This window comes from Wolbachia endosymbiont of Ostrinia scapulalis, assembly GCF_023559145.1.
Classification (GTDB): Bacteria; Pseudomonadota; Alphaproteobacteria; order Rickettsiales; family Anaplasmataceae; genus Wolbachia.
In genome coordinates this window covers 933326-952515 of the sequence record NZ_CP096926.1, presented here as the reverse complement: position 1 = coordinate 952515, position 19190 = coordinate 933326, and the positions used below count along the sequence as shown (strand labels likewise).

The window sequence follows — 19190 nt, the reverse complement described above, 5'->3', positions numbered from 1 at the left end:
GGATCCAGAAATTTTGTTGATTATATAATCTGGAAAACCTTATTTAAGTCACACTGGATCACAGTGTCACACACACAACTGTATGAGTGTTGTGGTTTGAGAGCAATTTCCACTGGGAACCCAGTGCTCATCAGACCAGCTTCTCATGTAAAAATGCTGTGTTTTAACATAAGAATAGCTACTTTTTTGCTAATTAACTTAATGTCTAATCAAATTTCCTGGATCCCAGTGTCAAGCACTGGGATGACAAGAAGAGAAGGGATGCTGGAATGAGAGGTCTATTATGAAACTTTCTTTATACGCCATATTATCAATCTCGTTGCTATTAATTCTCATGCACGTTGCTGCAACTTTTAAGGATTGGAGTAGCTACAGAGAATATATCGTAAAAGAGTTAGAGAAGACGTATGATGCTAAAGTACATGTTGGAGGAAAAATTGAAGTTTCGCTCATTACTCCAAAACTTACTATTTACAATGTATATGTACAATATAACAAAAACAAGGAACAAAAATTATCAGATTTAATTAGTGCAAAAAAAATTGAAATAAGGCCATCGCTATTATCGTTGTTTTCATTTTCATTGCAACCAAAGTCAATCTCATTTTTGGGCATGAAAAGCAACAAAGAAAATTTACTTAATATTATAAATACGAAAGCCAATGATAATATAGTTGATATATTAATAAAGGACAGCCAAATAAGTTTTAACGCCGATACTATTAACATCAAGGAAGTTGCTATAAAAAAAAATAAGAAGTTTTTTGGTGAAGTACAGATTGGTGACAACAATTACGATTTTTCTGGAAAGGTTAATGTCACAAAAAATAATGTACACATTAGTGTTGATTCAAATTTTGCAAATTTGCTATTTAAAGGTAATAGAAATCAAGAAGAGCTCAAGGGCAATTTAGTATTGACGATTAATAATAATTCTGATTCTATGAGCGACTTGGCAAAAATCATTAATCTTAGCTTCCTTTCTTATGTGATTCCCAGCGAAAATATTGAGATATCATCCAATATCAATCTCAATGAAAGCGAATTTACGGCAACTGATTTAAAAATTGAGTCCAAAAGCATGCAAGGCACTGGTATAATACAAAATGATAGAAAAAGTGATCATACTAATATCAATATTAGTTTTAGTAAAGTCGACCTAAAAAACGGCTCACACAAAACAACAGATATGAAGGGTCTTTTAGAATCTTTTAGAGAGGTTGTGCCAAAGAACCTGAGCTTGGATTTTAATATGGAAGCTTCAAATATTCAATATCAAAACAGGATATTGGACAAATTTCATGCTACGCTAAAATTTGCTAATGGCGAAATAAACGTTGATACTCTTCTTCAATTTCCTGGAACCAATAATATATCTCGCTTATCAGGAAGAGTTTCAAACAATGGCAACTTGTCTGAATTTAATGGTGATATATTGATAAAGGGTGAGTCGTTCATTTCACATATTTTACCTTCTATCAAGATGCAAGAAAGAGAGAAAAGTCAATTTACAGCAAGTTCTAAACTATATTTAGCACCTAGAATATTATCTCTTTCAGATATCAGATTGCTAAATAACAAAGAATCTTGGCAAGGATCAATTAAGGTAAATCACACAAAAAAACACAATATGATCGATAGCAAATTTAGCATGCATAACATTAATATAGATAAATATGATTATTCATTATTCAGCAAAGTGCAATGGCTGAAAAATCTTAAATATGATGTAAATATAAGAACTAGTGTTAAAGATTCTATATTCAATGGTACAAAAATTGAAGATTTGGATTTTTCATTAAAAATACAAGAGAACAAGCTATTTGCAGATAAAATAAAGTTATTCGGAGAAGATTTCGACATTACCGGTAGTGTAAAAATATTAGTGGATCAAAAATACACTAAGCCTTTATTAGACGTAAACCTTACAGGTAATAAATTTAATGGAAATATCTTTAAATTACCAAAACTATTAGAGGTAAAAAGAAACTCAAGAAATGAAATAAATCAAATTCAATGGTCAACAAAGCAGCTTAATTTTTTAGATGAGAAAGGAGATTTTGATGCAAACGTGCAAATCAAAACTACAGAATTTAAAATTGGGCAAAACGTCTTAAAAGATTTTAACTTGGATACAGTGATAAGAAACAACACTATCACTATCAAACAGATAAGTTACATACTAGAACATGGACAAATGTTTTTTCAGGGTTATCTAAAAGCAGGCTCAATTCACACAAAATTTTCTATTGCAAATTTGGACACCAAGGAAGTTATAGGAGTTAATAACATAAATGGCAAGATAAGCTTAAGTGGTGAAATCAAAACTCAAGGAACAAGCTTTGATGATTGGGCTAGTAACTTATCAGGAAATGTAAACTTTCAAGCACAGAAAATAGAGTTTACAAATGTGGATTTTAATTCATTCATCACTAAGTTGTTAAGTAGTAAGAATAAACCTGAAATTTCCAAACTTGCTTACGTTGATATATATAATGGCAGTACGCTTTTTGAAAATATTAATGGAAAAGTAAGTATTAACAGTGGTGTATGTTCAACTAGTTCACAGTTTAGTACCGATCAAGCATCAGGTTCTATCTCTTCTAATTTAATCTTATCTAATTTCTCCTTAACTTCTATATTCAGACTCTTTTTCATACTACCAAATCATAATAGTCCTCTTTATATCGAGGCACACTTAGATGGCCCTATTTGGTGCCCTAAGATGAGTTTTGATGTAGACCAAATTTACAACACCTTAGTTAGCAAGAAAAATAGTTAACTCATTTAGATGTAGGATTTAAGGGACCATCTGTCTTTAAGTTAGACTTAGTAAAAGATGTTCCACTCTCACCAATGATAAAACTGATTGATTGTTTGTACCTTCTCAATGTTTGCGTCGCTGCAGCTTGTGCTTGGACTCTCTGTCTCTCCAAGCAATAAACGTGTTATCTCCCTATAGTCTTTGAGAACAGATAAATGTAAAACAGTAATACAAGAATTACTTGATATATTAATATCTGCTCCTTTTTCAAGCAATAATTTTACCATACTTGTGTGGCCTTCACGAACAGCATGGTATAAAGGAGTATAACCGAAACGATTTTTTATATCAATAACTGCTCCTTTTTTAAGCAATAATTTCACTTGCTCTAAGCGATTTCTTTTAGCAGCGTAATGTAAAGGAGTTTCACCATTACGATCTGCTGCATTAATATTTGCTTTGCGTCTCGATGACAATTCTATATGAGGAAGAATAAATCGAGAATTACCTACTGAATTTTCTTGTTCTTGATACATAAAATACCTCTAATTTCTTACAGCTTAGTATAAATATCTACACTATATAAATATCAATTCAACGCATCACCACCGGGTAACGGTAAAAGTTTCTCCTTTTATAATGAGCATAGGCCTGTGTACATTACTCTAATTATGAGCTTGAGCAGCTGCTTGAAGTTGTTCAGCACTTGGATTATCCAAATTCTGACTTGGAAATGCCTCTATAATGTTCTTTAACTCTTTATCTGTTAAGTGATAAGTTATTTCGTCAAAAACTTGATGTAACACCCGCAAATTAGAATTCTCTATAGCTGCTTTACTTTTATCTAATAAATCCCTTCTGTCCGATGCCTTATCAAATTGGCTTACTATTGTATCAACGTGTTCAGGAAATTCTGATATATATTCCAATGCGTCAGAACACCTTATTTCATCATATTCTCTATCAGACAAATAACCTGCTAATTTATTCTCATCAGTCTCTCGCAGAAACTGATATAACGATATATTGCTGTTACTAAGCCTGACGTTCATCATCTCATTCTGATAATCATCCCAAAATTTGGACAATTCAATATTTTTGACAATACACTCTGGTTTCGTTGTGATACCACTATGTACCACAGCATATGCAATTATAGTTCTTACTACCATCGGTTTATCGCAATACCCTATTTTGTAATCATCACTAGCTACAATAGATAAAGGGGTCCTTCCTGTCTTGTCTACTGCATTAACATTTGCTCCTCTATCAAGCAGCAACCTTACTAATTCCTCCCGATCATACTTAAGTGCAAAATGTAAAGGAGTCATATCCAGATTATCTACTGCATTAACATTTGCTCCTCTATCAAGCAGCAATTCTGCTACTTCCTTATGACCATACCTAACTGCAGTATGTAAAGGAGTCCACTTTCGCCTTTCTATTGCATTAACATTTGCCCCTTTATTAAGCAGCAATTCTTCTACTTCCTTATGACCATACCTAACTGCAATATGTAAAGGAGTCTCCTTTTGCACAGTTGTTACTGCATTAATATTTGCTCCAGCTTCTATCAACTCCGTAATCTGCTGTATATTCTCTCCTTTAGAAGAATTCATTAATAGTTCATCCAATTCTCTTTGTTCCCTTTCATTCATAATTTACCCCACAATTTCATTGTAGTTAATTTAATATGCAAAAAAATAATATCAACCCAATTTATCACCACCGGGTAACGGTTGCAAGCCAAAAGCTTCTCTTTTTTCATTAAGCGTCATGAAGCTTGCGTTTTGCACGTATTTCCACATCTTTTGTCTTTTCTCCATTAGAATTTCTATCGCGTCTTTATCATATGACAAACATAAATCTTTGCCAAACTTGGGCACTAGCCAAGAATTTAAGTGACAAATAATATTTTCTAGTGTTGGTAAAATCGTCTGTTCCCAAAGGGAAAGATGTGCTTCGATCAAATTGCTATAAGTATTATCACCTGGTATGCCAAGCAACTGCGGCGGAACGCCAAAAGCTAGAGCAATATCACGAGCTGAGCTATGTTTTGACTCAATAAAATCCATATCCCTCGGTGATAAGCTCATTTCCTTCCACTCTAGACCCCCTTCAAGCAATATAGGTCTTCCAGCATTGACAGGACCTGAGTAATGATCATTTATCTGTCCTTTTAAGCGTTGGTACTGCTCTTGACTTAAGTTTCCACCACTTCCATCCTTTTCTGATTTTACAACTATTGCACCACTTGGTCTTGCTCCATTTTGCAGCATTGCCTGATTCCAAGCTCCCGCTTGGTTATGCTGATCTATACTATATGCAGCTGCCTCAATTGGTGATAGTCCATACCAATCATTCAAAGGGTTAAAGGTTTTAAGATGCAGTACTGTTGAACGCCCAGTCAATTTATCAACTTTAAAGTCATAACTGTTGTTATTTACGGTATAACGATAGGCATAAGGAACGTTACTTCTCCCCGGAACAATTTCAACTCTATCAGGGCGCAGAAGATAAAGCTCTGTTGGTTTGTTCTGCGCCTCAATCATCAATACATAAGAATTGCCATTAACTAATCGATAAGTCACAATCCCTTCAATAAATTCCGATTTTGATGTCATTGGATTAGGAGAATAAAGTAACTTCAGTAATGGATGCGCTTTTAGTTGTGATTTTCCCTGGTCAGTAAGCTGGCAGAGAGTAAAAGGTACCGAAGATGCAGCACTTGCGATCATATTAATTGCTCGAAAGGCAATGACATTTTTTATGTAGCCTTCCTCAGCAAAACTTGCATAATCGCGCCTACTCCAACTTGGTTCCATCATTAGTTGCAAAGCAGAGTATTCACTGCTTTTCTTTCTTTGAAAAATATTAAAATTCATATGTGCCTCCTGAAAAATTGAATTTGTTAAAAGATTGAAATTGTAGTTGAATTATATCAATTAGTGTTACAAGAATGATGTCATCCCAGTGCTTGACACTGGGATCCAAGAATTTAATTGTAGATAGCCCACTTAACTGGTGAGCATAGCTGTTTTATACCAGAACGAACACCTTTGACTAGATTGTATGAAAAGCTAGATCCCAGTGTCAGCTACTCGGATGACAAACATGGACTACTTCAACTATACCATCGTTAAAGAAACCAGAAAAGCTATTATCAAAGCTGAAGCTCTCCTTGAAACCCCTCAATTTTTGGATCGTTAATTTTGCTATTGCAGCTACTCATTGCATAAACATTAAGACAAATGTTTGTCACTATTCCAACAAGCATACACATTCCTGTAATCATTGCAGCTACAGTAAAAGCTGTGCCTAAGGTTCCACTTGTAAATATAGCTGCTATTAACGTTGGAACAAATAGACAGAATGAAGGTTTGATTACGTAACTATAAATCTTTTCAATTCTATCGAAATTTTTCCATGGTCCAGCAAGATCTTTCAATGGACCAGTAAGATTTCTTGCCATTTTAACCTGGGTTTCTAAGTTTTGCTTAAAGTAATCACTAAAACTAGTACTTGGAGAATCGTTATCAAGAATTGAAAGAGAAAAAGAAAAACCTACCTTCTTCATCTTCTGGCCTTTAAATTCTCCTTTCATGTACTTAAAATTCCTAACATTCAATATGGATCCATCAATATACCTAAGGTTAAATTGCATGTTAGGATTCAATACATGATTTAAAGTGCTTGCCTTCCTATCTATTAAAGCTTCAAATTTTTCTTTATTCTGATCATAATAGTCAATAAAATCCTCTAACTCTTTTGATAGCTTTTCTAGATCTATTTTTATGCCATAGCTTCTCAATGTGGTCAGAAAGGTATAAAAGTTTTGTAAATAACTTTTGGTGCCACTAAAGATCAAATAAAATGATCTACCATGATCAATTTTTGCCCAGAGTTTTTCTTTTACTTTTTTACCCTTTGCATTTTCATACTCCTTTTCTATTACACCAAAATTTTCTGGGTTCACAATATCAGCTTCTACAAGTAATATTTGAGCAGCCAGTATTTTCTCAAAACCTTTTGCATCTTGGTGGTTTTTGCCTTTTTCTTTAAGATCCATTAATGTTGTAAATTTGTCCAAAAACTTTGATCTCAAATGAAGTTGCCCTTGATTTTTCTCTTGCTCAATGCGCTCTTTAAATTGATCATTACCATTAGCAAATCTTTCCTTTGGCAAATCGTTATTTGTTACCAATTCAACAATTGGAGCTCTATCATATAAAAACAGCTTATATAAATCACCAGCAACATATTCCCTGATAAAATCAGCAATATTAAGGTCATCATAACATATATCGCTTTCTACTGACTGCCATAATAAATCAAGATTATTATTTATCACAAAATTTGGCAAATTAAGGATTTTGCAATTTTGTAGCTTTTCTTGATCCTTTGTAAAAAGATTCTTTGAATTGTGCTAACTTAGACTGTTCTTCCTCTTTTGTAAGCGTGTGATTTAGAACAGACTTAATCATGAAAGCTGCCTTATCACCTTCATTGTCGCTATACTCGTGCTCTGCTTGAAATCCTGAACTGCAGACTACTTCTTTCTCTCCTACTTTCTTGAACTCGCTCATAGGCTGGAGTGTTCTATCATGGAAATGTTTTTCAAGAAGTTGAGTTTTTTGTTTAAACTCTGTACTTATATTTGGCATAATTACTCCCTAGCTAAAAATATAAATGTTAAATATTTATTAATGATGTTAGCATATCTAGCAACATATGTCAAATTTTTCATCATTAGGCGATAGCTTCCCTTTTTTGTTACAAAGCCTTATATAGCTTTATATGGAACGCTTTAAAAGCTCACTAACAACCTAAACTTGCTTGAAAATCAAGTAAGTATTATAAAATTAAATAAAAGAAATTGAATATGACAGAATGGCTAATATCTAACCAATTTGCTGATTATAACCATTCTGTGAAATTCATGGAAGCAAAAATTCAACAAATTCACAATAATTTATCTGATGAGTTAGTATGGCTACTCCAGCACCCTCCACTTTATACTGCAGGAATCGGTGCAACAGATGATGACATTATTGAAAAATTATTTCCTATATATAAAACAGGTAGGGGTGGTAAATATACATATCACGGACCAGGGCAGCGCATTATATATTTAATGCTAAATCTTAAAAAAAGAAACAAATGTGACATAAAACTATATATCAGAGACCTAAGTAATTGGATCATAAATGTTTTAAAACACTTTAATATATTTGGGGAATTTAAGGAAGATAGAATAGGCATTTGGGTGAACAACAACGGAGTAGAAGAAAAAATAGCAGCTTTTGGCATTCGCTTGAGAAAATGGATAACTTATCATGGCATAGCACTTAATGTCTCTCCAAACCTTTCCCACTATGAGGGTATTATTCCTTGTGGACTAAAAGATTACGGCGTTACATCAATGGAAAAACTAGGAGTAAAAGTTTCTCTTTGCGAATTAGATGATATATTAAAGCAAGAGTTTCATAAGATATTTTAATGTATTCCTTTATTCTTTATTTTCTATGCCTTTTACTCACTAATCCTGCACACACAATCAATCAAGTTGATATTATTGCTCCTTCTTCGAAAGGAAAAGAATCAGATCTGCCTACTATAAGAGAATACGTAAAAACTTTGGGTTTTAATCCCCATATTTCGGAGAAAATATACAGTAATGACAACCCATTTTATTCTAACTCTGATGAGTTTAGAGCGAATGATTTGGTTAATGCGCTCACTGATGATAGCAAAATAATTTGGTGTATCAGAGGAGGAGAAGGGGCTTCTCGGCTAATTCCTTACCTAGAAAAGCTGCCCAATGATAAAAAAGAAAGAATTGCTCAAAACAAAAAAATTCTTATAGGCTATAGTGATATCACTGCTTTACATATTTATCTGCAAGTTAAATATGACTGGCAAACTCTTCACGGTACCATGTTGGAAATGATAGTAAATAACTCTGTTGCTGAAAGCTCTGTTGAAAAATTAAAAGAATTAATTCTTAACCAACACAACTCTATCAGATTTGACAACTTAAAGATGATAAATAATGGAGTTAGACTAAAAAATGGCATATTAGAATCTAAAATCATCGGTGGTAATATGACTTTGGTTGAAAATAGCATAGGAACTGCTTGGCAAATAAACGCAAAAAACAAAATTCTATTTTTAGAAGACATAAGAGTTTATCCATATTCAATTGAACGCAGTTTAGATCACCTAAAACAAGCTCATATTTTTGATGGAGTAGATGCAGTAATATTCGGTGACTTTGTTAACTGTTATAATGATAATCTTGTCGAAATTGTAAAAGAAAGGTTTGCAAAAAGTGTCAACTTTCCAGTATTTACAATGAAAGGAGTAGGCCATGGAGATATAAATGACCCTTTACCTTTCAACACTCACGCTACCATTAGCGTTCAAGACGAGAAGGAGTTTATGGATGTGCAACAGTTATACAAGTAGCTTTATCTAACACTCCTTTCATTCCAGCACCTTCGTTGTCATCCGAGTAGCCCTCTTTCTTGTCATTCGAGTAGCCTCTTTGGTGTCATTCCAGTGCTTGACACTGGAATCCAACTAAGTTGGTAAACACGAAAGCGCTTTTTTTTGACGGAATTGCACAAAAAAAACTGGATGCCAGTGTCAGCTACTTGCATGACATCATCTTTTTTATCAGATGCATATGAAATCAGTGCTTTCTTGTCATCCCAGTACTCCTTATTCTTGTCATTCGAGTAACCCCTTCAGTGTCATCCCAGTGCCTAGACACTGGGATCCAGAAAACTTCACTTTAAATGAGTGAACTAGATTGCCTTTATATAGATTCCAGTGTCAGATAATTGCATGACATCTTCAACTCTGTACAGATGTGCGCAACGCGTTCCACTATGAAGAAATGACAGTAACTCCCTGCTGTTCATTTGTTAAGTTGACAATTGGTTTTTCTGCTCCATCAACTTTAGTACTAGGCTTTAACAATTCATATGTAGCACAACCAACTACCAGTGCTGCTGCTGTAACTGCAACCACTGCTATAACGATAGGTATCAACTGAGCTGCAATTGTTCCAGTTGTAAAAAGTGCCACTGCTATAGCAGTGCCTAATAATGTATTCACTCCACCAGCAATCATTGCCTTATTACGTGCTTTCACAAAAGAACCTCCTACTTCATTTAATAGAACTGTTACTACGTTTTGACTTACAGCATAATCTAAAGGGGTCTCTCCATATTGATCTGCTGCGTTAACATCTGCTCCTGCTTTGATTAAAACCTCTACTGTCTTTTCGTGACCATTACAAGCAGCGAAATGCAAAGGAGTCATATCGTGGTAACCTTTCTCATTAACATTTGCTCCTTTTGCTAGTAAAAACTCTACTGTCTTTTCGTGACCATTCTCAGCAGCTAAATACAAAGGAGTCATATCACACCAATTTTTCCGATTAACATCTGCTCCTTTTTCTAGTAAAAGTTTTACTATATCTACGTGACCATTCTCAGCAGCTAAATGCAAAACAGTATTACCCGAATGATATCTCTCATTAACATCTGCTCCTTTTTCTAGTAAAACATTTACTATATTTGTGTAACCATTCTTAGCAGCTATCTTTAATAACATACACTCAATACAGAAGGAGAGAGAAAATACATAATTTACATCAAAACTACCTATCTCCCACAACAAATATAGAAATAGATTCTGTTCCTTTAGTTCTTCTTGTATTTTCTTAATTATATTATATTTATCTAAGCCTTCCTTAACCTCAATCGTACTCAGTACTTTTTTCAGTGATTTATATTCTCCTGTCATAATTCTACCTTCAATATTAAACAATATGTTTAATTATTTCATAATTATGATGAAAAATCAACTCAAATAAGCTAATAACCGGGATTGTGAATAGTAAATTAGATTCAAATAGCCTCTTTGTGTTATTTCAGTGTTAGACCTTTTCATATCCTTACAAGCAAATTAATGTTATCCTTTTATTGCTAATCTAAAGTTTTTTATGTTCATACACTTGCGTGTTCATAGCGTTTATTCTCTGCTTGAGAGTTCGGTTAAAATTGAGGAGCTGATTGGTCTTTGTTTGCAGAACAAAATGCCGGCAGTTGCAGTTACTGACTCAGGTAACTTATTTGGCTCACTTGAATTTGCAGAATATGCAGCTAATAGGGGAATACAGCTAATAATAGGATGTAATATTATCGTTCGACACTTAGAACAAAATTTATCAATACTGCTACTTGCAAAAAATGAACAAGGGTACACTAATTTAGTCACTTTGGTGAGTGAGTCTTTTAAAAAGCGTAAAAATAGCAGCGATATTCCCTACGTTGATTTTGATGAGCTATTAAATTTAAGTTCAGGCCTAATCGCCTTAACTGGTGGATATGACGGCATATTGGCTCAACTGTTATTGAAGCAAGATAAAGAAACGATAAAAAGACTGCTCTCAGCATTTGATGGTCATTTATATGTTGAATTGCAGCGTCATGGGCTGAATAAAGAGCTAGAGCTTGAAGAAGCTTTAATAGATTTTGCTTATCAGCGCAATATACCACTAGTTGCAACGAATGATGTGTTTTTTTCAAATAGATCTGATTATGAAGCTTATGATATATTAACGTGCATATCGGAGGGCAGTTATGCTCTCGAGAATAACAGAAAGAAGCTAACCACTGAACATTATTTCAAATCTGTGGCGGAAATGGAGGAGCTATTTAGCGATATCCCCGAAGCAATTTATAACACTTTAGTGATAGCTAAGCGGTGCTCTTACATGCCAAGAAGCAGGCAGCCTATCTTGCCTAAATTTCCTTGTCGAGAAAATAAAACTGAGAATGAAGAACTGAGGGAGCAGGCAGTTTCAGGGTTGAAGCTGCGTATTGCAAATGAAACGGACATAGACCTTAAACAATACTACGATCGGCTGAATTACGAACTAAGCGTAATAACTTCGATGAACTACGCTGGCTACTTTTTGATAGTTTCTGATTTCATTCGTTGGAGCAAAGCAAATGGCATTCCAGTTGGACCGGGAAGAGGTTCTGGTGCTGGGTCGATTGTTGCTTGGAGCTTACAAATTACAGATCTTGATCCAATAAAATTTGGTCTGATCTTTGAAAGATTTTTGAATCCTGATCGTGTATCGATGCCTGACTTTGATATCGATTTCTGCCAAGAGAAAAGGGACCTGGTTATTGATTATGTTCAGAAAAAGTACGGTTATGTTGCTCAAATAATCACTTTTGGAAAATTGCAAGCAAGGGCAGTATTGCGTGATGTTGGTAGAGTATTGCAAATGCCTTACTCTCAAGTGGATAAAATATCTAAAATGGTTCCATTTAATCCAGTAAATCCTGTAACTTTATCGCAAGCGATAGAGCTTGATCAAAACCTACAGAAAGAACGAGATAGTGATGAGGTAATTGCAAAGCTTCTTGATATATCACTAAAGCTCGAAGGAATATATCGTCACGTTTCAACTCATGCTGCTGGAATTGTAATATGCGATCAAAAATTAGAAAATTTTGTTCCCGTCTATTATGATCCAAATTCGGCTCTGCCAATCACTCAATACAGCATGAAATATGTAGAGAAAGCTGGGTTAATAAAATTTGATTTTCTTGGACTTGGTACGCTAACACTAATAGATCATGTATGTCGTTTAATTAATCGTGATGAAAAAAAATTTGATATTTCCTCGGTTTCTTTGATTGATCAAAGAACCTATGAAATGCTCTCAAGAGGTGATTCAATCGGAGTGTTTCAGCTTGAAAGTTCGGGAATGAGAGAAGCTTTAATCAAACTAAAGCCAGACTGCATTGAAGATATCATCGCTTTAATTTCTCTTTATCGCCCAGGGCCTATGGATAACATTCCAACTTATGTTGCAAGAAAGCATGGACTTGAAAAGCCAGATTACATTCATCCATTGCTTGAGGAGGTGTTAAAAGAAACATTCGGAGTAATAATCTACCAAGAACAGGTAATGGAAATAGCGCGTATTCTCTCTGGATATAGCTTAGCAGAGGCGGATTTACTCAGACGTGCCATGGGTAAGAAAATTAAGGAAGAGATGGATAAACAACGTGAACTTTTTGTTCAAGGAGCAACAAAAAACGGTGTTGATTACGACAGGGCAAGTTATATTTTTGATCTTGTTGCAAAATTTGCTGGTTATGGATTTAATAAATCCCACGCTGCAGCATATGCGATTATATCTTACCAAACAGCTTACCTTAAGGCTAACTACCCGCTAGAATTTTTTACGGCCTTGATGAATCTCAACATTGATGATAGAGACAAACTGAATTTGTTTTATCATGCTGCAAAATTCAGTGGAGTTGCTGTTCTTTCGCCTGATATCAGCAAATCTAAGGCTGAATTTTCAATAGAGGGTGAGCACATACGCTACGGAATTGCTGCTTTGCGTAATGTTGGTTTTGCTATAGCAGAAGGAATAGTAAATGCACGCTCAAGTTCTTATAAGGACATATGGGAATTCATTCAAAATTTGGGGAATGTAATAAATAAAAGGGCATTAGAAAGTTTAATTAAATCTGGAACATTCGATAGTGTGCACAAAAATAGAAAGCAGTTATACGAGTCAATAGACACATTGATTTACTTTGCAAATAAAAATAGGCAGTCAAATCAAGCTGCTTTATTTGGTAATCTTGATATTCTGAAGCCAAAACTTGAGAACGTGGAAGATTTTAATGAAGAGGAAAAATTAGAGCATGAGTTATTTTCATTGGGATTTTACTTAACTAATCATCCACTTGAAAAGTTTAGAACTCTCTTGAAAAAATTAAATATTGGGTTTATCGGAGAGAGTAAAACGATAAAAACTGCTGGTGTAATATTAAATGTGCGTATGAGAACCTCAGAACGTGGAAGATTTGTTATCCTAACACTTTCTGATCCCCACAATGTTTCTGAAATAGCATTCTACAATAATGAAATAATAGAAGAAAAAAGGAATCTATTTTCACCTGGAGCATTTGTGATAATTGATCTTGAAATTTCAGAAAACACAACGAGACTATCAGGAAAGGACATATCTGAATTTACAGAAAAGGTTACTTCTCTAATGAAAGGATTAGTTTTAACTGCTGTATGTGCAGACTCGCAAAAAGTTGCTGAGGAGTTGAATGCAGTGTTGAAAAATGGAGGCAAAACCAAAATAATGCTAAAGTTTCTTCTCGAAAAACATAAAGTCAGCATCTTGTTGCCAGGTACATATTCAATCACCCCCCAAGCTATTTATGAAATATCTCACTTAAGTTGGATTGAAGGCGTAGAAATTAATACAAATAACTTGCTTACATAAAAAAGTTTTATATAATAAAGTGTTTAATTGATATTAAAGGAAGATATAGTGAATCTCTATGAATTTACTTTTATAGCACAACCGAACTTATTGCAGCAAGAAGTAGAAGAAATGGTCCAAGAATTGGCTATTTTGTTGAAAAATATTAAAGCAGATGTTATTTCTCAGGAGGTTAAAGGTCTCATAGAAAGAGAACATAGCACAGTTACAAAACAAGAGCTAGAGGCAAGTACTGAAAGCATTAAAAAAAGTCTGATTGTTTACTCTGATTTCTTGGAAACTCTGACAAAAATTTTATGGGTTGAATTGGAAGAAGATTTTTCAAATTTAAAAGAAATAAAGTCAAGAATCGATAAAGAATTGAAAAATGAACTAAGTGATACGGGAATAAAACAAAATTTTATGGACCTTCCAGGAGCTAACACTAAAAGTGCATTTATTTATAATGTAGTAAATGCTTTTAAGGAAAATATTTCACAACATCTAATAAAGCCCCTTCAAGAGGTTTTAAAAAGTTTTAAAATAGTAGACTCAAATCAATTGAATAAAACGCTGGAAGTGCTTTTGAAAAATATTGAAGCTTCAGGATTGATAAAATATGAATATTGGGGTCTATTAGATTTTGCATACCCAATAAATAAGATGAAAAGTGGTCATTACTGTATGATGTGTATAAGTTTTACTTCAAGCATTATGGATGAATTTGAGCGTAGAGTAAAACTGAATGAGAATATTATTCGCCACTTGTCTGTACGGGTTAATGAGTTTTTTAAAGGTAAATCTTACATGATGGATAAACAAATTGAGGAGAAAAGTGCATAATGATGAAAAGACGAAATAGTTTTAATAATTCTTACGTGTCTGTAAATAACAGAACTGGCTTTAGGCGTCCTAAGGTCTGTCCTCTTGCTGCATCTAAAGATGAGGACATAGACTATAAGAATATAGATTTATTGTCCAAATTCACCTCTGACTATGGTAGAATATTACCTAGAAGGTTAACAGGTGTGTGCGCAAGAAAACAAAGAAAGTTGCGCTTAGCAATTATAAGAGCACGCTTTTTAGCTCTTGCTCCTTACTGTACTAAAAAAGTTAGGTAATTTATGTTAATAATTTTAAAGGAAAATATAACAACTTTAGGTAAGATTGGTGAAGTTGTCAAAGTTAAGCCAGGTTATGCACGTAATTTTCTTTTTCCACAAAAAAAGGCGATGAAAGCCACTAAGGAAAATTTAATAAAGTTAGAGGAACAGCGTTTATTATTGGAAGAAGAAAATACCAAAAAATTAAATGTAGCAAAAGTGCTTGCATCATCACTGCATGATAAATTTATTATATTAATAAAGCAAGCTTCAGAGGATGGAAAGATTTTTGGCTCTGTAACCACACGTGAAATTGCAAAAACTTTATTACAAGAAGGATATGATATAAGTCATCATAGTTTATCTTTTGGTGGAATAAGTATCAAAAATTTGGGCGAGTATCAAGTGAATATAGAATTACATAGTAAAGTGATAGTGCCAATTACTATATACGTTGTCAGATCTGAGAAAGATGCACATGAATTAAGGCAAGCAAAGTTGCAAAATCAGAAATCTGAGCAACAAGAGGCAGAGCAAGATGCGAGTAAAGAAACTACTGATGGTGATGATAGCTGATCAAAGATGATCCCTTGTTATAGTCGTAAAGAAATGTCTTCCATTGCTAAGCTGGTATCATCCCAGTGCTCCTTTCATGTCATTCCAGTGCGTGACACTGGGATCCAGTTTATTTCATCATGGACATTATTTTATGCTTCTAGAATCCGTTGTCCATTGAATAATTTGCAAATACTTTTATATCTGGATTCCAGTGTCATGCACTGGAATGACACCATTATTGGAATAAATCAAAAATGATCCCACGCTATAGCCGCAAAGAAATCTCTTCTATTTGGGAAGAAAAAAATAAGTTCAACATATGGCTCAAAATAGAAAAATTAGCATGTGAAGCTCAAGCAAAATTAAAAGTTATTCCAAATGATGTTGCTGAAAAGCTCTCTGGTGCTATTGAATTTGATATTGAGCGTATTAACGAAATTGAATCCATTGTAAAACATGATGTTATAGCTTTTTTGACATATATTTCTGAAAAAGCGGGAGTTGATGTTCGTTATCTCCATTACGGAATGACAAGTTCTGATGTTTTAGATACATGCCTTGCAGTGCAGTTGAAAGAGTCATGTGATATTTTACTCAAGAATCTAAAAAATTTACTTATAGTATTGAAAAAAAAAGCTGAGGACTATAAAGATATTGTTTGTGTTGGGCGCAGTCATGGAATGCATGCAGAACCAATAACTCTTGGATTAAAATTTGCTAGATTTTATGCTGAATTTAAACGCAATTATCAGAGATTAATTAGCGCGCAAAAAGAGATCTCAATTTGTAAAATATCAGGTGCAGTAGGTAATTTTGCAAATATTAATCCATTTGTTGAAGAGTATGTAGCGAAAGAAATGGGACTCATACCTGAAACCATATCGTCTCAAGTCATCCCTCGTGATAGACATGCCATGTTCTTTTCAATTTTGGGAGTAATTGCAAGCTCAATAGAAAATATTGCAATTGAGATTCGTCATTTGCAAAAAACTGAAGTCGGCGAAATCTCTGAATATTTTTCCACTGGGCAGAAGGGAAGTTCTGCTATGCCGCATAAGTGTAATCCTATTTTAAGTGAGAATTTGACTGGGCTCTCACGCTTAGTACGCAGCTATGTTTTTCCTGCATTAGAAAATGTTGCATTATGGCACGAACGAGATATATCGCACTCGTCTGTGGAAAGGTGCATTGCCCCTGATGCTTGTATAACAATGGATTTTGCTTTAGTGCGATTAACAGATTTGATAGATAAATTGGCGATCGATAAGGAAAACATTGAAAAGAACTTAAACTCTTCAAAGGGTTTAATTTTCTCACAACGTGTATTGCTTGAGTTGGTAAGTAGTGGTTTAACTAGGGAAGAGGCATATAAAATTGTTCAGAATAATGCAATGAAAGTAAAGCAAGATAACAGTGATTTTCTGTTCGAATTGAAACAAGATAAATCCTTGCACGGAATTATTGACTCTGAAAAACTTGAGTCTTTGTTTGATTTGAAGTATTATATGAAACATATAGATTACATATATAGCAAGGTTTTTAATTAGGCTGAGTAGCTCAGCGGTAGAGCAGGAGGATCATAATCTCTTGGTCGGGGGTTCAAATCCCTCCTCAGCCACTCAAGCTAAGCTATGGTTTGGCGATAGCAGCGCACTTGACAAAATAACGTGATTCATTGTCAATTAACTGAAGTTTTTTTTCAGTTGTTCATATAGTATATGGAATAATGTATGTGAAGTGATAAAGATACAACATTTGTTGTATCTATTCAGGGGAATGGCTAATGGTATCCGTTCAAGAAAGTGGTAAGGTAGATGAGAAAAGACAACTAAATGAATTTCATCCGAGTAGCTGACACTGGCATCTATATAAAGACAATCTAATGCACTCATTTAAAGTGAAGTTTTCTGGATCCCAGTGTCTAGGCACTGGGATGACAAGAAAAGAGTTGACTTGAATGACACCGAATAGGCACTGGGACAGAGGCTACTTGAATAATATTTCACCATGTCATTCCAGCACTTGATGCTGGAATCCAGAAGTTTTTGAGCACAAAAGTCATGCTAAGTTTTTGTTGTTAAGAAAGGCTGGATAGCTACTTGCATGACACCATTTGTTACTGTATTTTTGTCTATCTTATTTTGCTACCCTACCGAACGAATACACAAAATCTAACTTTTTTCTATACAACCAGCCAGGTCAAGAAAGGTGAATCTATCTCTTGTTGCAAATGTAAGATTGACTACCTTGCAGTATTGCTCTTTGTTCCAATTAAGATGCTCCGGTAAGTACGGAATTGATAGATCTTCAAATACTTTCTGCAGGTGTTTTGCAGATAGTAAATTTTGCTTAATTAAACTAGAAATATTACTCCATTCTTTGCAAATAATCTCTTGAATTTTTTGCTGCATCATTTGCTTCTGCTTTAGAATTTTTATAAATTCGGTATTACCAAAGCACTGAGTTATATGTTTTACATCTAAAGTGATCGGTTTGGTAATCGGGTTTTGTATTGACAATATCTCCTCTTGCAAGTTAGCCATGGTAATCGTTGTCACAGCAATTTTTTCCCCATGTAACGAGGAGGAATAATCCTGTGTTACCATCTCAATTGCATGAGCTATCATATGTTCTCCTTGACTTGCAGAGTAGCTGCCTTTTGACATCACCATTCCGAGTCCTGAAATCAATAAGGCTTCCATAAGTAATAAAACTACTCTTTTATCTTTTTTAGCAAGTGCCAAGTGTTCTCTGAGCAAAATTTCCTCCAGATTGCGAACAAGTTTAAAGGGTAATTCATTATATTCTGTGCCAAGTAATAGATGAGATAATAGCCAATCGGCTTGTACTGTTGAACGGCAGATGAAATCTGCAAATCCACTTAATGTGAGGCGTGGTGGTGCGTTGGCAATTATATCGGTATCAATGTATATTGCCTTTGGAAGATGTGCTCCGAACGATTTTTTATATCCATCAACTAATATTGAAGCGTTTGCAGAGCTATATCCATTCATGGAAGCAGCTGTTGGAAAGGATATGTAGTCTTTGCCTTCTAAATAGCTTGCGCACTTACAGATATCATTAACAGTGCCACTGCCAAATGCAACCATTAAGTCACTATCTTTTGCTTTATTTCTAACTAGGTTTACAGCTTGGAGAGAAGCAGCACTGTTCAGTCCATTTGGTGTCATCCAAGTAGCGTGACACTGCGATCCATCATAGTCACGCGCTGGAATGACAGGTGTGGCTGGAATAATTAAATGAGAAACTTTATTAAGTATGTTTTTGTTTAAAAGTTTTGCTGTATTTTCATCTGCAATCAGAAAAATGTCATTTCCGTATTGTCTACATATTTCATAGATATTATCAGCAAGTACTTTTACTTCCCTAATAAGAACTTGTTCTGTGTGCTGTAATATTTGTTTTAAATATCGCATAGAAT

Annotated in this window: 15 protein-coding genes and 1 tRNA gene; 9 read left to right on the top strand and 7 right to left on the bottom strand. The window is 34.4% G+C overall.

Features of this window, described 5'->3' with window-relative positions; translation table 11 throughout:
* Nucleotides 1–283 precede the first annotated feature (283 nt).
* A complete protein-coding gene (locus M1L26_RS04690) occupies nucleotides 284–2782 on the top strand; it encodes an AsmA-like C-terminal region-containing protein (RefSeq protein WP_250120037.1) in 2499 nt (832 codons plus the stop codon).
* A 68-nt stretch (nucleotides 2783–2850) separates the two neighbouring features.
* Here the strand turns inward: M1L26_RS04690 and M1L26_RS04685 are convergent, their stop codons facing one another.
* The 5 genes from M1L26_RS04685 to M1L26_RS04665 all read right to left on the bottom strand — a co-directional run bounded on the left by M1L26_RS04685 (nucleotide 2851) and on the right by M1L26_RS04665 (nucleotide 7428).
* Nucleotides 2851–3300 carry an ankyrin repeat domain-containing protein gene (locus tag M1L26_RS04685; protein WP_211908622.1) on the bottom strand — a complete coding sequence of 150 codons (450 nt, stop codon included), beginning with the start codon at nucleotides 3298–3300 and terminating at the stop codon, nucleotides 2851–2853.
* A gap of 129 nt (nucleotides 3301–3429) precedes the next feature.
* On the bottom strand, nucleotides 3430–4422 hold the full coding sequence (locus M1L26_RS04680; protein WP_211908623.1) for an ankyrin repeat domain-containing protein: 993 nt from the start codon (nucleotides 4420–4422) through the stop codon (nucleotides 3430–3432).
* A 51-nt stretch (nucleotides 4423–4473) separates the two neighbouring features.
* A complete protein-coding gene (locus tag M1L26_RS04675) occupies nucleotides 4474–5649 on the bottom strand; it encodes a phage portal protein (RefSeq protein ID WP_211908625.1) in 1176 nt (391 codons plus the stop codon).
* 278 nt (nucleotides 5650–5927) lie between these two features.
* Complete coding sequence (locus M1L26_RS04670; RefSeq protein ID WP_250120036.1) at nucleotides 5928–7115, bottom strand: hypothetical protein; 1188 nt, start codon at nucleotides 7113–7115, stop codon at nucleotides 5928–5930.
* Between the two features lie 13 nt (nucleotides 7116–7128).
* On the bottom strand, nucleotides 7129–7428 hold the full coding sequence (locus M1L26_RS04665) for a hypothetical protein (protein WP_250120035.1): 300 nt from the start codon (nucleotides 7426–7428) through the stop codon (nucleotides 7129–7131).
* 218 nt (nucleotides 7429–7646) lie between these two features.
* On the opposite strand from M1L26_RS04665, the gene lipB reads away from it, so the two are divergent.
* Nucleotides 7647–8264 carry a lipoyl(octanoyl) transferase LipB gene (gene lipB / locus M1L26_RS04660; protein ID WP_211908628.1) on the top strand — a complete coding sequence of 206 codons (618 nt, stop codon included), beginning with the start codon at nucleotides 7647–7649 and terminating at the stop codon, nucleotides 8262–8264.
* The gene (locus M1L26_RS04655; RefSeq protein ID WP_211908629.1) at nucleotides 8264–9232 is read left to right on the top strand and encodes an LD-carboxypeptidase; all 969 of its coding nucleotides are present in this window, start codon (nucleotides 8264–8266) and stop codon (nucleotides 9230–9232) included. Before lipB ends, M1L26_RS04655 begins: the two co-directional genes overlap by 1 nt.
* 423 nt (nucleotides 9233–9655) lie before the next feature.
* Here M1L26_RS04655 and M1L26_RS04650 read toward each other — a convergent pair whose 3' ends face one another.
* Nucleotides 9656–10579: an ankyrin repeat domain-containing protein gene (locus M1L26_RS04650; protein ID WP_211908631.1), complete on the bottom strand. Its 924-nt coding sequence runs from the start codon at nucleotides 10577–10579 to the stop codon at nucleotides 9656–9658.
* Between the two features lie 199 nt (nucleotides 10580–10778).
* Between M1L26_RS04650 and dnaE the strand changes: the two genes are divergently transcribed.
* From dnaE to M1L26_RS04620, 6 genes are all read left to right on the top strand, one after another.
* Nucleotides 10779–14108, top strand: coding sequence for a DNA polymerase III subunit alpha (gene dnaE / locus M1L26_RS04645; RefSeq protein WP_250120034.1), 3330 nt, complete (start codon nucleotides 10779–10781; stop codon nucleotides 14106–14108).
* Between the two features lie 48 nt (nucleotides 14109–14156).
* Nucleotides 14157–14930 carry a 30S ribosomal protein S6 gene (gene rpsF, locus M1L26_RS04640; RefSeq protein WP_211908633.1) on the top strand — a complete coding sequence of 258 codons (774 nt, stop codon included), beginning with the start codon at nucleotides 14157–14159 and terminating at the stop codon, nucleotides 14928–14930.
* Nucleotides 14930–15208, top strand: coding sequence for a 30S ribosomal protein S18 (rpsR, locus tag M1L26_RS04635; protein WP_015587948.1), 279 nt, complete (start codon nucleotides 14930–14932; stop codon nucleotides 15206–15208). Before rpsF ends, rpsR begins: the two co-directional genes overlap by 1 nt.
* A gap of 3 nt (nucleotides 15209–15211) precedes the next feature.
* Entirely contained in the window at nucleotides 15212–15766 is a 555-nt protein-coding gene (gene rplI, locus M1L26_RS04630) for a 50S ribosomal protein L9 (RefSeq protein ID WP_211908635.1), read from the top strand.
* Nucleotides 15767–16002: 236 nt separating this feature from the next.
* Complete coding sequence (gene purB / locus M1L26_RS04625) at nucleotides 16003–17295, top strand: adenylosuccinate lyase (RefSeq protein WP_250120032.1); 1293 nt, start codon at nucleotides 16003–16005, stop codon at nucleotides 17293–17295.
* Nucleotides 17295–17366, top strand: a tRNA-Met gene (locus tag M1L26_RS04620). Before purB ends, M1L26_RS04620 begins: the two co-directional genes overlap by 1 nt.
* A gap of 553 nt (nucleotides 17367–17919) precedes the next feature.
* Here the strand turns inward: M1L26_RS04620 and M1L26_RS04615 are convergent.
* Nucleotides 17920–19185, bottom strand: coding sequence for an iron-containing alcohol dehydrogenase (locus M1L26_RS04615; protein WP_250120031.1), 1266 nt, complete (start codon nucleotides 19183–19185; stop codon nucleotides 17920–17922).
* Nucleotides 19186–19190: the final 5 nt, after the last annotated feature.